Below are 13,584 nucleotides of genomic sequence, written 5' to 3'. Positions count from 1 at the left end.
AGGCGGTTCGGGGCGGGAGTGCGGGGCATGGGTCAGGACAGGGGAGACGGCGTGGACGGCGCCGGGGCGAGCACCCCGGCAGCCTCCCAGACGAATCCGTCCAGATCGGCGAAGGGGCCGACGGTGTTGCCGAGGACGACGCGGTGCGAGCCGGTGCCGTCGGCAGGGACGCCGAGGTCCTTGGCCAGCCCGCCGCGCTTGTACAGCGCCAGCTTGATGGAGCCGGACTCGTCGGAGGTGAACTCGGCGTACTTGCCGCCGAAGCTCCTGGCCACGGTCAGGCCGCGGCCGACGTAGAACTGCTTGCTGGCCTTCACGTCCTCGACGCCTAGCAGGAGCACGATCTCGTCGATCTCACGAGTGGCCGGGCCGGTGTCCTTCTTCGCCGAGGTGGCGATCTTCCAGATCGTCCCGTCCGGGGCCTGGACGACGCCGCCGTAGCCCCACAGTGACTTCGCGGCGGGCTTCAGCACCGTGGCGCCGGCGTCCAGGGCGGCGCCGACGAAGCTGTCGACGGTGGCCGGCTGCGACACTGTGAGCGCCAGGGTGAAACCACGGAATCCGGTCGAGTGCGCCTCGGACGTCCGCAGGCGGATGTACGTGTCCACTCCGAAGGCGCTGTAGAAGCGGCGGGCGGCCTCGGGGTCGGCCACCTCCAGGGTGACGGATGCGAGGGACGTGTTGGATGCGGTGATTGCCATGGCCATCACGCTAGGGGCTGCTCGGTGGCCGTGACTTCTCGATTCCTGACGGGTCTTGTCACTTGCTTCGCCACACACGCCGGCATTCCCTCCACCCTGATCGCCGACGACCCCGCATCGCGGGCCGTACCTGCAGCATCGGCACGGTCGGCCGCCGCATCCGCAGCCTGGCGCCGGAAGACCCCTGGTGACATTCCGACGAGCTCCGTGAAGCGGGTGGTGAACGTGCCGAGCGACGCGCAGCCGACCGCGAAGCAGACCTCGGTGACGCTGAGGTCGCCTCGCCGCAACAGCGCCGTCGCGCGCTCGATGCGACGCGTCATCAGGTACGCGTACGGCGACTCACTGTAGGCGGCCCTGAATTGACGGCTGAGGTGCCCGGCGGACATGTTCACACCGCGGGCGAGCGCCTCCACGTTCAGCGGTTGCGCGTACTCCCTGTCGATCCGGTCGCGGACGCGGCGCAGCCGCGCAAGATCAGCCAGGCGCTGCGCCTGGACACGGGCACGCCGCCACTCGGGCTGACACATGAGAACCCTCCCCTTTTCTCATCTTCCATCAACGTCGACGAGCGCCTGGGGTACCCGCCGAGGCGGTTACCCCAGGCGCTCGGTGATGATGACCAGCCCTGGTGGGCGGCTGGCGCAGCAGGAACCTCTGTACGGATGTGACGCCGCGTCTTCTGCAGGTGGTCACGCAGTCGGCCCCGGACGGCCGCACCGATACTCGTCAGGATCAGCAAAGCTCCTGGATGCGGACCAGGTTGCCCGCAGGATCGCGGAACGCGCAGTCGCGAATGCCGTACGGCTGCTCGGTCGGCTCCTGGACGACCTCGGTATCACCGGCCTGCGCCTTCTCGAAAGTTGCATCGAGGTCCGGGGTGGCCAGCAGTATCCAGCCGTAGGTGCCCTTGGCCATCATCTCCGCGATGGTGCGGCGCTCGTCTTCGGTGACTCCCGGGTCGGCAGCCGGCGGTGCCAGAAGAATCGACGTGTCAGGCTGACCTGCCGGGCCGACCGTGATCCACCGCATCTTGCCCTGCCCGACATCGCTTCGGACCTCGAAGCCGAGGACGTCGCGGTAGAAGGCGAGCGACGCATCCGGGTCATCGTGCGGGAGGGAACTCGTGTGAATGGTGATGTCCATGGCGGGCAGGTTAGAGGCGGTTCCGCGAACCGCGCATCTCGGTTCCTGATCAATTCCAACACACCCACATGTTCAGGGACTTGCCCCGTGGCGTGCACACGCGCCCCACGCTTGCGCCCGACGCCCCGTCAGCCGTCCGCCAGGGCCTACGGAGGGTCAGCGCCGGCCTTTCGTTCCGATGCATCCCCCCAGGCTCACATCACGGGCAACGTCCGGGTGTCAGCAAGCAATCGAATGACGACAGGCACCGCGGGCGTCCAATGAACCCAGACATTTCGGGGTGCCGGGGCGGTTCGAATCCAATCAGATCCGATGGTGATTGATGACAGGGTTTGACGACAGATAGGGTCCACTTCTCCGCGCGGAAGGGCCCCGATGGCAAACCTGATCTACAAGCGGGTCTCGACCGACCAGCAGTCGACCGCCCGGCAGAACCTGGTCCTGGACGAGGCCGGGATCGAGGACCCGATCCCGTTCGAGGAGGAGTCCGGTACCTCCAGCCGCCTCCACCCGCTTCAGCGCCCGAAGTTCGGCGAGCTGCTGGCCTACGCGCGGCCGGGCGACACCGTGCACATGGGCATGGCCCACCCGCGGTGCGGCATGGATCGACCCCGCCGTGCTCATCCTGCGACTCATGGAAGCCGGCCACACCGCGGAAGCTGCGGACTCATGGGCACGCGAACAGTTCCCGTCATGGGCAGCAGCCCCGCACGCATCCGTCGCTGCGTTCAACGAGGCGAACGCCCGCACCTGGGACGAGATCGCCCGGAACGACCCGCAGGACTGGAAGAAGCACATGGGCCGACTCGCGCATGACTGGGTGACCTACTGGCGCACGCGAGCCTCGTAGCCCCGCCCGCCACCGCCCGTCGGTGCCCCATAGCCGACGGGCGGAGTCATGCCTACGGCGCGAAAGGACTCGCGCCGTAGGCTGTAGCACCGCAGTTCAGCGGATGTTCCGCGATCCCGGTTGAATGATCACGAACGCGGGGCCACCTTCGAGAGGCCGTTGATGATGCGGTCCATCGCGTCGCCGCCCGTCGGGTCGGTGAGGTTGGCCAGCATCTTCAGCGTGAACTTCATCAGCAGCGGGTGGGTCAGACCGCGCTGCGTCGCGATCTTCATGACCTTCGGGTTGCCGATGAGCTTCACAAAGGCGCGGCCGAGCGTGTAGTAACCGCCGTACGTGTCCTTGAGGACCTTCGGGTAGCGGTGCAGCGCCAGCTCCCGCTGCGCCGGTGTCTGCCGGGCGTTCGCCTGCACGATCACGTCGGCGGCGATCTGGCCGGACTCCATGGCGTACGCGATGCCCTCGCCGTTGAACGGGTTGACCAGCCCGCCCGCGTCGCCGACCAGCAGCAGGCCCTTGGTGTAGTGCGGCTGACGGTTGAAGGCCATCGGGAGCGCGGCGCCGCGGATCGGCATCGTCATGTTCTCCTCGGTGTAGCCCCAGTCCTCGGGCATCGAGGCGCACCAGGCCTTCAGCACCTCGCGCCAGTCCAGCTCCTTGAAGGAGGCGGAGGTGTTCAGTACGCCGAGGCCGACGTTGGAGGTGCCGTCGCCCATGCCGAAGATCCAGCCGTAGCCGGGCAGGAGGCGGTCCTCGCCGGGGCCGCGGCGGTCCCACAGCTCCAGCCAGGACTCCAGGTAGTCATCGTCGTGGCGGGGCGAGGTGAAGTACGTCCGTACGGCCACACCCATCGGACGGTCCTCGCGCCGGTGCAGCCCCATGGCGAGGGAGATCCGGCTGGAGTTGCCGTCGGCGGCGACAACGAGCGGCGCGTGGAAGGTGACCGGGGTCTTCTCCTCGCCCACCTTGGCGTTGACGCCGGTGATACGGCCCGTACGGTCGTCGATGATCGGAGCGCCGACATTGCACCGCTCGTACAGCCGCGCGCCCGCCTTCTGCGCCTGCCGTGCCAGCTGCTCGTCGAAGTCGTCACGCTTGCGGACCAGTCCGTAGTCCGGGTACGAGGCGAGATCCGGCCAGTCGAGCTGGAGCCGCACCCCGCCGCCGATGATCCGCAGGCCCTTGTTGCGCAGCCAGCCGGCTTCCTCGGAGATGTCGATGCCCATCGCGACCAGCTGCTTGGTGGCGCGGGGCGTGAGGCCGTCGCCGCACACCTTCTCGCGCGGGAAGGCGGTCTTCTCCAGGAGCAGGACGTCCAGTCCGGCCTTGGCGAGGTAGTACGCGGTCGTGGAGCCGGCCGGGCCTGCCCCGACGACGATCACATCGGCGGTGTGTTCGGAGAGGGGCTCGGTCACGGCGGGTTCTCCCGAAGACTCGATATTGCGTACCGAAGGGCACAGGACATGTGCAGTCTATGGGGGCGTACTGATCCACAAACTGAAGGGCTCCCCCCATGAGCAGGCCGCTCCCCGTCATCCAGCTGCGCGTACCCACGGACGAGGACGCGTTCGCCTGGCACCGGGTCTTCGACGACCCGGACGTCATGGAATTCCACGGCGGGGCATCGGCGGAGCTTTCGGTCTACGAGGAGCTGACCGCCCGGCAGCGCATGCATGATGCCGAGCGCGGCTTCTGCCTGTGGACCATGCTCGACGAGGACGGCGAGGTCATCGGCTTCACCGGCGCGCAGCCCTGGCCGCACGAGAGCTTCGGACCGGTCGGCGAGATCGAGATCGGCTGGCGGCTGGCGCGGGGCGCGTGGGGCAAGGGGTACGCGACCACCGCCGCCCGCACCACGCTGGAGCGGGTACGGGCGGCGGGGGTGGAGCGGGTGGTGGCGATGGTGAACGCCCGCAACGAGCGCTCGATCGCCGTGACCCGGCGACTGGGCATGGAGCTCACCGAGACCTTCACGACGCCGGAGTCCACGCAGGAGGGGTACTGCTTCCGCCTGGACTTCAGCCGGTCCTGAAGGTCTTGACGGCCGTGGAGAACACCACGTCCTTCTCCGGGTCCCAGAGGTCGGCGCGGCCTGCGGCGAGGATCGCGTACTCCGTGCCGTCGGCGGCGACGAACGCCTGGTCGATGACGTGCCGCACCCGCCCGCCCTCGTCGGGCTCGGGGATGTGCGTGAACTCCCAGAGCGCGCCCGGCCGTCCCTGGAAGGTGTTCTGGACCAGTTGCCGGCGCTGGTAGTCGGCCTCGGTGTTCGCCAGGTGCTTCTTCTCCAGGCCGACGAAGTTGTCGTACGAGGACATCGGCGTGCTCTTGATGACGCCGATCTGGAGGTACGAGCCGCCGGTCGGGGCCTCGTAGAAGATCTGGCTGCCCGCCTGCCGGCGGTTCCAGCCGTCCATCACGCCGACACTGAACCCGGCGGGGTCCTGCTTCAGCACAAAGCCCGCGGGGAGCGTGGCATCGCCCGTCGGGGTCGAGGAAGGGGCGGCGGACGGGGTCGAGGAGGGGCTGGACGACGCGCCGGAGGGTGACGGCGACGGCTGCGGGTCCTGCGAGTCCTGGGGGGCCTGCTCGGGGACGTCGGACTGCGCGGCGGCGGGCGGTTTGTTCGACGACTCGTCGGACGTCTTCTTGTCCTTCTGCAGCATCAGCACCCCGGCCGTGGCGCCGCCACCGATCACAAACGCGGCGGTGAGGGTGGCCGTCCACACGACGACCTTGCGCTTGCGGTCGGCGGCAGCGGGGTCGGCCGCGGCGGCCGGTGCGGCGGCGAGCTGCACCGCGTACGGGTCGTGAGCGGCGGGGACTTGGGGCTGCGGGACGTACGGCGCGGGGACGGGGGCGGGGACGGGGGCGGCCGGTGCGGGGGCAGGACCCGACTCCGCCACGTACGGCGCGGCCGGGGCTGCATACCCCACCGGTCCCGCTGGTCCCACCGATCCCACCGGTCCGTACGCCGGCGGTGCCGGGACCGCCGCCTGCCGACCGGACATCCGCAGCACGTACGGGCCCAGGAACGTCGCCGCCCCCACCCACAGCAGTCCGAACAGCACCGCGTCCGGGACGCTCGGCGCGAGCTCCGAGGTGCCGCGGCCGCCCCAGGCCTCGGCGCCGCCCGCGAACTCGCCGGAGATCCCGCTGACGGCCGTGAGCAGCAGGATCAGACCCAGCGCGAAGGCCGCGGCCAGCAGTTGTTCACGGCGGTCGGCAGAGCGGCGGGCCGCCCAGACGCCGAGGGTGAGCGCGCAGACCACACCGAGGGCCAGCGCCGCGGCCACCGCGCCACCGCCCCACTCGTCGCTGATCTCGCCGAGCCCGAAACTGCCGCGCTCCGCGCCGGAGCCGATCATGCTCATCCGGCCCTGGACGGCGAACTCCACCGGCACGCCCCAGCTCAGCCCGAGCACCGCGAACCCGATGTTGGGCAGGACCGGCAGGGCCATCAGCAGCCCCGTTCCGTCCACGTCGTCCATGTTGGCGAACACGATGAAGCCGACCACGGAGCAGAGCGCCACCACCACACCGAGCGCACGCACCGCCGTTCCCAGGGCGCGCACCGCCGACCGGGCGGCCGGACGCTGCGCCAGCCAGGCGGCGAGGTCGTCGCGCTGGAGCACACCGGCGGTCACCACGAGCGAGATCGCCAGGGCGCCGAGCGCCGCGAGCAGCGGGGACGAGGAGATCTCCAGGCCCTCGATCTCGGGCTGGGCGAACAGGCCGAGGACCAGCACCACGCCCGTGACGAGCAGCGAGATCCGTACGGCGGCGTCCACTCCCGCACCCCGCGTGCGCAGCATCCGCGCACCCAGGTAGAGCGCGACGACGAACAGCACCGTCACCGTCAGCGGCACGAGGGAGAGCGAGGCGGCACCCTGCGCCACCGCGTCCGTGCCCGAGTCGGAGTAGCCCGAGCCCGAACCGGAGCCTGAACCCGACCCCGAAGTGCCGGGGAAGCCGCTGCCGCTGCCGTCGCCGTACAGCCCGCCCGAGGAGCCCGAGCCGTATCCGGAACCAGAACCAGAACCTGAACCCGAGTCGGACGGGAACTGCGCGGGACCGTCCGCCGCCTTCACCTCGAAGCCGCCGCCGAACCCCTGGAGCAGCATCGCGAGCGCGATCCGCAGCCGGTCGCTCCACCCGACGACGACCTCGTCGTCCTGGCCGTACGAGGGGATGGCGAGCGCGGCCGCGAGGACGAGCAGCAGTCCGGCCGGCCAGACGGCGGCCTTGGCCGAAGTCAACCAGTCGCCACGGAACGCCCGGCCGAAAAACACCCCGACGGCCGAGGGCTGAGCGGGCACGGGGACGTACCCAGGGGGTGGCGGAGGAGGCGGCGAGGCGAGCGGGGCACCTGCGGGAACCGCCGGAACCGCCGGAACCGCGGGAACCGCCGGAACCGCGGGAACCGCGGGAACCGCCGCTGCCGGAGGCGCAGTTGGCGCGGGGACCTGCTCGCGCCCGCATTTCATGCAGAAGCGAGCCTCATCCGGGGATGGGTTTCCGCAGTGCGGGCAGTACGACGGCATGGGGAGCACTCCGAGGTGACAAGGCGGGGACGGGGAGATGGTTGCCGTAACAACGGACACATCTTCCCCGCCCGCCGGTTCCCGTCAACTCGCGGCCCCCGCCCGGCCCTTCGGGAACGGCCCCCCCTAGAACACCGAGAGCCCGGTCAGCGTCGTGAAACGGTCCAGCGCCGCGACGCCCGCCACCGAGTTGCCGCGCTGGTCCAGCCCCGGGCTCCAGACGCACAGCGTGCAGCGCCCCGGCACCACCGCGACGATCCCGCCGCCCACACCGCTCTTGCCCGGCAGTCCGACCCGGTAGGCGAAGTCGCCGGCCGCGTCGTACGTACCGCAGGTGAGCATCACGGCATTGATCTGCTTGGCCTCGCTGCGGGTCAGCAGCCGGGAGTCGTCGGCGCGCAGCCCGTGGCGGGCCAGGAAGCGGGCCGCCAGCGCCAGGTCGGCACAGCTCATCTCGATCGCGCACTGCCAGAAGTAGTGGTCGAGGAGGGTGGGGACCGGGTTGGTGATATTGCCGTACGAGGCCATGAAGTGGGCCAGGGCGGCGTTGCGGTTGCCGTAGGCGGACTCGGACTCGGCGACCTCGGGGTCGAAGGCCAGCTCCGGGTTTCCGCTCTCCTGCCGCAGGAATTCCAGGAGTTCGCTGCTCGCGTCGCCGGTCAGGGTCTGCAGACGGTCGGTGACGACGAGCGCGCCCGCGTTGATGAAGGGATTGCGCGGAATCCCGTTCTCGTACTCCAGCTGCACCAGCGAGTTGAAGGGGTTGCCGGAGGGCTCACGGCCGACGTGCTCCCAGAGGCTGTCGCCGCCCTGGGCGAGAGCCAGCGCGAGCGTGAAGACCTTGGTGATCGACTGGGTGGAGAAGGGGCGCTGCCAGTCCCCGACTCCGTACACCTTGCCGTCGAGGTCGGCGATGGCCATGCCGAAGAGGTGCGGGTCGACGGAGGCGAGCGCCGGGATGTACTCGGCGGGGCGGCCGTTGCCGATCCGCGGCGCGATGTCCTCCGCGATCCGTTCCAGGACCGCCTGGTAGTCCATGGAGGCCTACCGGGGCTTGGTGCCGCGGTGCAGCGCGACGATTCCGCCGGACAGGTTGCGCCAGGCGACCTTGGACCAGCCCGCCTGCTGGAGCAGGGAGGCGAGTGCCGGCTGGTCGGGCCAGGAGCGGATCGACTCGGCGAGATAGACGTACGCGTCGGGGTTGGAGGAGACCGCCCGCGCCACGGGAGGCAGCGCGCGCATCAGGTACTCGGTGTAGACGGTCCGGAACGGCGCCCAGGTCGGCTGCGAGAACTCGCAGATCACGACCCGCCCGCCCGGCTTGGTCACCCGGTACAGCTCGCGCAGCGCCGCGCTCGTGTCCTGGACGTTGCGCAGCCCGAAGGAGATCGTCACGGCGTCGAAGACATCGTCGCGGAACGGCAGCTTCGTCGCGTCGCCGGCGGTGAGCGGCAGCCACGGCCGGTGCTTCTTGCCCTCGCGCAGCATGCCGAGCGAGAAGTCGCAGGGGACGACGTACGCGCCGGTGGTGGTGAACGGCACCGAGGAGGTGCCGGTGCCGGCGGCCAGGTCGAGCACCTTCTGGGCCGGGCGGGCGTCCACCGCCTTCGCGACCTCCTTGCGCCATCGCCGGTCCTGGCCGAGCGAGAGCACGTCGTTGGTGAGGTCGTAGTTCGCCGCCACGTCGTCGAACATCGAGGCGACTTCGTGCGGCTGCTTGTCCAGGGATGCTCGGGTCACGATCCCATTGTGCCGGTCGGGCTCGTTCGGGCTCGGTCGGGGTTCGCGCAGGGCGGCCGGGTCGGGCCGGGCGGGAAGGGGAGTCCGGTGCCGACCGGCCGCGGTGCACAGGGCGCCCGTCGCACCGGCGGGGCGTCCTACGCGCGCCGGTACACCAGCCGGCCGCCGAGCACCGTCGCCACACAGCTGCCCGCGCCGTGCAGCCGCAGCGTCCGCGCCGGGACGTCGTCGACCGGGACGTCGAAGACCGCGAAGTCGGCGGGCCCGCCGACCGTGAGGAGCCCGTCGAGCAGGGCGTTCAGCGGGAAACCCGTGAACGGGTCCAGCGAGAGCGTCTCCCGCTCGGCGCCGCCTCTCGGTTCCCGTATGTGCAGACCCGACCGGGTGACCGCGGTCCGCACCGCGGGCCGGGTGAACGGGCCGCAGACCGCGGTCACGCCGTGCCTCAGCATCCGCTGCAGCCCGCGCCGCGCGCTCGCGCCCCACCGGGCGTCGTCCAGCTCCAGCACCGCCAGTGCCTCGCCGGTGAGCGGCTCGGTGCCGAGCTCGTCCGCCTCGCGCGGGTCCGGGTGGTATGCCGTCTCCAGCAGCGCGGCGGCCTGCGGGTGCCGCAGTCCGGGGGTCAGCAGCCCGGGCCAGCGCCGCACGCGCGCCCGGGGGCGGGCGGCTGCCATCTCCTCGTACGTACCCATCGCGATGATCAGCCCGGCGTCCACGGCGACGGCGTGAACCCTCGGACTGCCGCCCACGAAGGCGTCATCCGCGACGTGAATGGTCTGCAACTCGACCCCGAACCGCGCTAGTTGGAGGCGAGCAGCTTCAGCTCGGGGTGGGCCGTACCGCCCTCGATGGCCGTGGAGGAGAAGTGCGAGACGACGCGCTCGTCGACCGGGTCGTCGGCCGGGTCGTCGTGCACGAGGATGTGCTCGTACGTCGTCGTCCGCTGCGCCGGGACGCGGCCCGACTTGCGGATCAGATCGATGATCTCCATACGGTTCGAGCGGTGCTTCGCGCCGGCCGAGGAGACGACGTTCTCCTCGAGCATGATCGAACCGAGGTCGTCGGCGCCGTAGTGCAGCGACAGCTGGCCGACCTCCTTGCCCACGGTGAGCCAGGAGCCCTGGATGTGCACGATGTTGTCCATGAAGAGCCGGGCGACCGCGATCATCCGCAGGTACTCGAAGATCGTCGCCTGCGTACGGCCCTTGAGGTGGTTGTTCTCGGGCTGGTAGGTGTACGGGATGAAGGCGCGGAAGCCGCCCGTGCGGTCCTGCACGTCGCGGATCATCCGCAGGTGCTCGATGCGCTCGGCGTTGGTCTCGCCGGTGCCCATGAGCATCGTGGAGGTCGACTCGACGCCCAGCCGGTGCGCGGCCTCCATGATCTCCAGCCAGCGCTCACCCGACTCCTTGAGCGGCGCGATGGCCTTGCGGGGCCGCTCGGGCAGCAGCTCGGCACCGGCACCGGCGAAGGAGTCGAGACCGGCGGCGTGAATGCGCTGGATCGCCTCCTCGACGGAGACCTTGGAGATCCGGGCCATGTGCTCGACCTCGGACGCGCCCAGCGAGTGGATCACCAGCTGCGGGTAGGCCTGCTTGATGGCGGAGAAGTGCTTCTCGTAGTACTCGACGCCGTAGTCCGGGTGGTGCCCGCCCTGGAACATGATCTGCGTGCCACCGAGCTCGACGGTCTCGGCGCAGCGCCGCAGGATGTCGTCCAGGTCACGCGTCCAGCCCTTGGCGGTGTCCTTGGGCGCGGCGTAGAAGGCGCAGAACTTGCATGCGGTGACGCACACATTGGTGTAGTTGATGTTGCGCTCGATGATGTACGTCGCGATGTGCTCCGTACCGGCGTACCGACGCTTGCGTACGGCGTCGGCCGCCTCGCCCAGCGCGTGCAGCGGCGCGGAACGGTAGAGGTCGAGCGCCTCCTCGGGGGTGATCCGCCCACCTGCGGCAGCACGGTCGAGAACAGACTGGAGGTCGGTCTTCTCGGTCACCGGGGCGTCCCTTTCGGCGGGGTTGTGGACGGACCGATCCAGCGTACGCCAGGGCCTTGCTGACCTCGGCCCCGGTGCTCCGCGAAGCCTCGTGAGGCGCGGGCAGCAGGGCGCTCAGACTGCCGGGAGGGAGTAGATCTCGCCCCCGTGTGTCGCCAGCAGCCGCTTCCCGGAGGCGGCGATGTGCCACTGCTCCAGGTTCCCGGTGTTGTCGTTGAACGTCCAGCGGGACTTGCCCGTCCTGAGGTCCAGGGCGAAGACCCCGCCCGCGTCGTCGTACGAGGCTCCGTAGAGGGTGTCGCCGACGCGTACGAACTCCGTCGGGGCCCTTCGCGCGCCCGGCTCCTCGCAGAGCCAGATCTTCTTGCCCTGCTTGAGGTCGACGGCCCAGACGCCCTGGTCGTAGTCCGCTGCGTACAGGACACCGTCGACGACCATGGGTTCCTTGAAGCCACGGCGGCCACGGGGCGAGAGGGTCCAACTGGGCCTGCCGGTTTCCACGTCCACGGCGCGCAGCGTCTCACCGGGGACGAGGACGAGCCCGGCGTGAACCTCGGGGGTCCACGCCAGGTCGTCGCCGATCTTCTGACTCCAGAGCTGCTTGCCCTTGGCGGTGTCGCGCACCGTGAGGTTGAAGTTCGAGTCGGTGTAGACGAAACGATTCCCGGCCACGGTGCCCACGACGTCGTAGTCGTCGGTGCCTGCGTCGCGCTGCTCCTGCCATGCCACCTTGCCCGTACGGTGGTCGATGGCCGCGACGGCGGTGAGCCTGTCCCGGATCTTTCCGTCATTGACGGATGCGACGACGTAAATCCTTGCGTCGTCGACAGCGATGGTCCTCTCGACGGTCAGGTCTTCGCTCAGGCGACTGCGCCAGGCCTCTTTCCCCGTCTTCACGTCGAGGCCGATGACGGTGCCGTCGTGCTCCGTGCTGACGAGGAAGAGCTTGCCCGCGGCGAACAGGAGCGGCGAACCGGCTGGAGCGACACCCTTGCGGGTCCAGCGCGGACGTCCTGTCTTCACGTCGTACGCCACCAGTGGATCGCCGCTGATCACCAGCATGTTGTTGTGGACCAGCAGGCGTTGGTCCACGCTGACGGTGTCGACCGACACCGACTTGTGCCACAGCACCTGGGGCGCCGTCCCGGGAGGCGGGGTCGGGAAGCTTTCCGTGCCGGCCGCGCCCCCTCGGCTCGAATTGCCCGGCTTTCCCTTGCTGTTCGGTGACTTCTTTCCGTCGCGGGTGAGCATCCAGGCCGCTCCTGTGCCCGCGACGGCCACGCCGGCCACGCCGCCGGCCGCCAGACCCAGGAAACGGCGGCGGGACGGCGCCGGGGCTGCGCCGAGCCGGGCCGTGCCAGGCAGGGGCATGCCCGGCGTCGGGGTGTCCAGGGCTGTCGGGGGTGGGCCGAAGCCCTGGGCGGGCATCGGGGTGCTGCCGTGTGCCGGGGTCTCCAGGTCGAGGATGCTCGACGCGTGCGTGGCGATCGTCGAGGCGACCGCGGACGGCAGCCAGTCGGACAGGAGTTGGCCGGTGCCCGCGGGCGCCAGAGCCTGCAGGACCTCCGCCGGTGTGGGCCGCGCGGCCGGGTCCTTGGCGAGGCAGGCCCGTATCAGGCCTGTCAGCCCCCGCGGGGTTCCGTTGAGGTCGGGCTCCTCGTGCACGACCTGGTAGAGCATCGCGGCCGGGGCGGCCTCGCCGAAGACATTGCGTCCGGTGGCCGCGAAGGCCAGTACCGCGCCGAGCGAGAAGACATCGCCCGCGGTACCGACGTCCCGGCCCAGTGCCTGCTCGGGCGGCATGTAGCCCGGCGAACCGACGACGACTCCCGTCTGGGTCATCCGGTTTCCGTCGACCGCACGCGCGATGCCGAAGTCGATGACGCGCGGGCCGTCCGCCGCCAGCAGCACATTGGAGGGCTTGAGGTCGCGGTGAATCAGCCCGGCCGCGTGGATCTCCTGGAGCGCCGCGGCCAGGCCCGCGCCGAGCGCGCGCACGGTGCGTTCCGGCAGCGCCCCGTGGGAGGCCACCACATCGGTCAGGTCGGGGCCAAGGACGTACGCGGTGGCGAGCCAGGGAATCGCCGCGTCGGGGGCGGAGTCGACCACGGGCGCGGTGTAGCGGCCGGATACGGCCCTGGCGATGTCGACCTCGTGCCGGAACCGCTGCCGAAAGCCCTCGTCCGCCGCGAGATCGGGGCGGACCACCTTGACCGCCACCGTGCGGCCGCCGGGCGAACGTGCCAGATACACCCGGCCCATTCCGCCGGCGCCGAGCAGCCTCAGAAGTCGGTAACTCCCCAGCTCCTGCGGATCGTCCGGCCCCAGCAGCTCCATCGAAGTCTCCCCCATACGGTGTTTGCTCGCGTGTTTGCTGTGTGCACGCCACAGTAGATGTTCGTGCGGCAGGAAGGACGAACGGGTTGGGTGGGAGCCTGAGGCGCGCTGTCGCCCGCGGCGGCACGCCCAAGGCGGCAGCGGAGGTGAGACGCCTCTCCTTCCCCCTGCCGGATGGGGATTCGCCCTGGCGAAACCAAACGCCCCACAGATACGGTCAGTTCGTTCGGGACCGCCCTCGTCGCAACGGAAGTCGCCCAGTGAACC

Annotated in this window: 12 protein-coding genes and 2 pseudogenes; 3 read left to right on the top strand and 11 right to left on the bottom strand. The window is 70.3% G+C overall.

What is annotated here, in order from left to right:
- Positions 1-32 precede the first annotated feature (32 nt).
- The 3 genes from OG883_RS01595 to OG883_RS01585 form a co-directional block, all read right to left on the bottom strand.
- Positions 33-701, bottom strand: coding sequence for a glyoxalase (locus tag OG883_RS01595; RefSeq protein ID WP_266533869.1), 669 nt, complete (start codon positions 699-701; stop codon positions 33-35).
- A gap of 5 nt (positions 702-706) precedes the next feature.
- Positions 707-1,231: a helix-turn-helix transcriptional regulator gene (locus OG883_RS01590; RefSeq protein ID WP_266533866.1), complete on the bottom strand. Its 525-nt coding sequence runs from the start codon at positions 1,229-1,231 to the stop codon at positions 707-709.
- 205 nt (positions 1,232-1,436) lie between these two features.
- On the bottom strand, positions 1,437-1,847 hold the full coding sequence (locus tag OG883_RS01585) for a VOC family protein (protein WP_266533863.1): 411 nt from the start codon (positions 1,845-1,847) through the stop codon (positions 1,437-1,439).
- Between the two features lie 375 nt (positions 1,848-2,222).
- On the opposite strand from OG883_RS01585, the pseudogene OG883_RS01580 reads away from it, so the two are divergent.
- Together OG883_RS01580 and OG883_RS01575 are read left to right on the top strand one after the other, a co-directional pair.
- A pseudogene (locus OG883_RS01580) lies at positions 2,223-2,408 on the top strand (recombinase family protein); the annotation flags it as partial.
- A 73-nt stretch (positions 2,409-2,481) separates the two neighbouring features.
- Entirely contained in the window at positions 2,482-2,697 is a 216-nt protein-coding gene (locus tag OG883_RS01575) for a hypothetical protein (RefSeq protein WP_266541676.1), read from the top strand.
- Positions 2,698-2,825: 128 nt separating this feature from the next.
- On the opposite strand, the gene OG883_RS01570 is transcribed toward OG883_RS01575, so the two are convergent.
- Entirely contained in the window at positions 2,826-4,112 is a 1,287-nt protein-coding gene (locus OG883_RS01570; RefSeq protein WP_266533854.1) for a geranylgeranyl reductase family protein, read from the bottom strand.
- Positions 4,113-4,210: 98 nt separating this feature from the next.
- Between OG883_RS01570 and OG883_RS01565 the strand changes: the two genes are divergently transcribed.
- The gene (locus tag OG883_RS01565; protein ID WP_266533852.1) at positions 4,211-4,729 is read left to right on the top strand and encodes a GNAT family N-acetyltransferase; all 519 of its coding nucleotides are present in this window, start codon (positions 4,211-4,213) and stop codon (positions 4,727-4,729) included.
- Here OG883_RS01565 and OG883_RS01560 read toward each other — a convergent pair.
- The 7 genes and pseudogenes from OG883_RS01560 to OG883_RS01530 form a co-directional block, all read right to left on the bottom strand.
- Positions 4,716-6,956 carry a hypothetical protein gene (locus OG883_RS01560; protein WP_266541673.1) on the bottom strand — a complete coding sequence of 747 codons (2,241 nt, stop codon included), beginning with the start codon at positions 6,954-6,956 and terminating at the stop codon, positions 4,716-4,718. The two genes, OG883_RS01565 and OG883_RS01560, sit on opposite strands and share 14 nt — an antisense overlap.
- A gap of 216 nt (positions 6,957-7,172) precedes the next feature.
- Positions 7,173-7,241: pseudogene (locus tag OG883_RS01555) on the bottom strand (zinc-ribbon domain-containing protein); the annotation flags it as partial.
- Between the two features lie 126 nt (positions 7,242-7,367).
- Entirely contained in the window at positions 7,368-8,279 is a 912-nt protein-coding gene (locus OG883_RS01550; RefSeq protein WP_266533849.1) for a glutaminase, read from the bottom strand.
- A gap of 6 nt (positions 8,280-8,285) precedes the next feature.
- Positions 8,286-8,981, bottom strand: a complete 696-nt coding sequence (locus OG883_RS01545) for a demethylmenaquinone methyltransferase (protein WP_266533847.1) — start codon at positions 8,979-8,981, stop codon at positions 8,286-8,288.
- A gap of 137 nt (positions 8,982-9,118) precedes the next feature.
- Entirely contained in the window at positions 9,119-9,673 is a 555-nt protein-coding gene (locus OG883_RS01540; protein ID WP_266541154.1) for a hypothetical protein, read from the bottom strand.
- Between the two features lie 107 nt (positions 9,674-9,780).
- Positions 9,781-10,980, bottom strand: a complete 1,200-nt coding sequence (gene mqnC, locus OG883_RS01535; RefSeq protein WP_266533845.1) for a cyclic dehypoxanthinyl futalosine synthase — start codon at positions 10,978-10,980, stop codon at positions 9,781-9,783.
- A gap of 114 nt (positions 10,981-11,094) precedes the next feature.
- On the bottom strand, positions 11,095-13,332 hold the full coding sequence (locus OG883_RS01530; RefSeq protein WP_266533842.1) for a serine/threonine-protein kinase: 2,238 nt from the start codon (positions 13,330-13,332) through the stop codon (positions 11,095-11,097).
- Between the last annotated feature and the right edge of the window lie 252 nt (positions 13,333-13,584).

Source organism: Streptomyces sp. NBC_01142 (assembly GCF_026341125.1).
GTDB lineage: Bacteria > Actinomycetota > Actinomycetes > Streptomycetales > Streptomycetaceae > Streptomyces.
The sequence above is the reverse complement of the archived record's forward strand: the minus strand, read 5'-3'. Positions and strand labels throughout refer to the sequence as shown.

Excerpts from the sequence above, each read along its gene's own strand:
- OG883_RS01530 (WP_266533842.1), bottom strand. The coding sequence starts at position 13,332 with ATGGGGGAGACTTCGATGGAGCTGCTGGGGCCGGACGATCCGCAGGAG.
- OG883_RS01590 (WP_266533866.1), bottom strand. The coding sequence starts at position 1,231 with ATGTGTCAGCCCGAGTGGCGGCGTGCCCGTGTCCAGGCGCAGCGCCTG.
- OG883_RS01540 (WP_266541154.1), bottom strand. The coding sequence starts at position 9,673 with ATGGGTACGTACGAGGAGATGGCAGCCGCCCGCCCCCGGGCGCGCGTG.
- OG883_RS01585 (WP_266533863.1), bottom strand. The coding sequence starts at position 1,847 with ATGGACATCACCATTCACACGAGTTCCCTCCCGCACGATGACCCGGAT.
- OG883_RS01565 (WP_266533852.1), top strand. The coding sequence starts at position 4,211 with ATGAGCAGGCCGCTCCCCGTCATCCAGCTGCGCGTACCCACGGACGAG.
- OG883_RS01575 (WP_266541676.1), top strand. The coding sequence starts at position 2,482 with ATGGAAGCCGGCCACACCGCGGAAGCTGCGGACTCATGGGCACGCGAA.
- OG883_RS01595 (WP_266533869.1), bottom strand. The coding sequence starts at position 701 with ATGGCAATCACCGCATCCAACACGTCCCTCGCATCCGTCACCCTGGAG.
- OG883_RS01550 (WP_266533849.1), bottom strand. The coding sequence starts at position 8,279 with ATGGACTACCAGGCGGTCCTGGAACGGATCGCGGAGGACATCGCGCCG.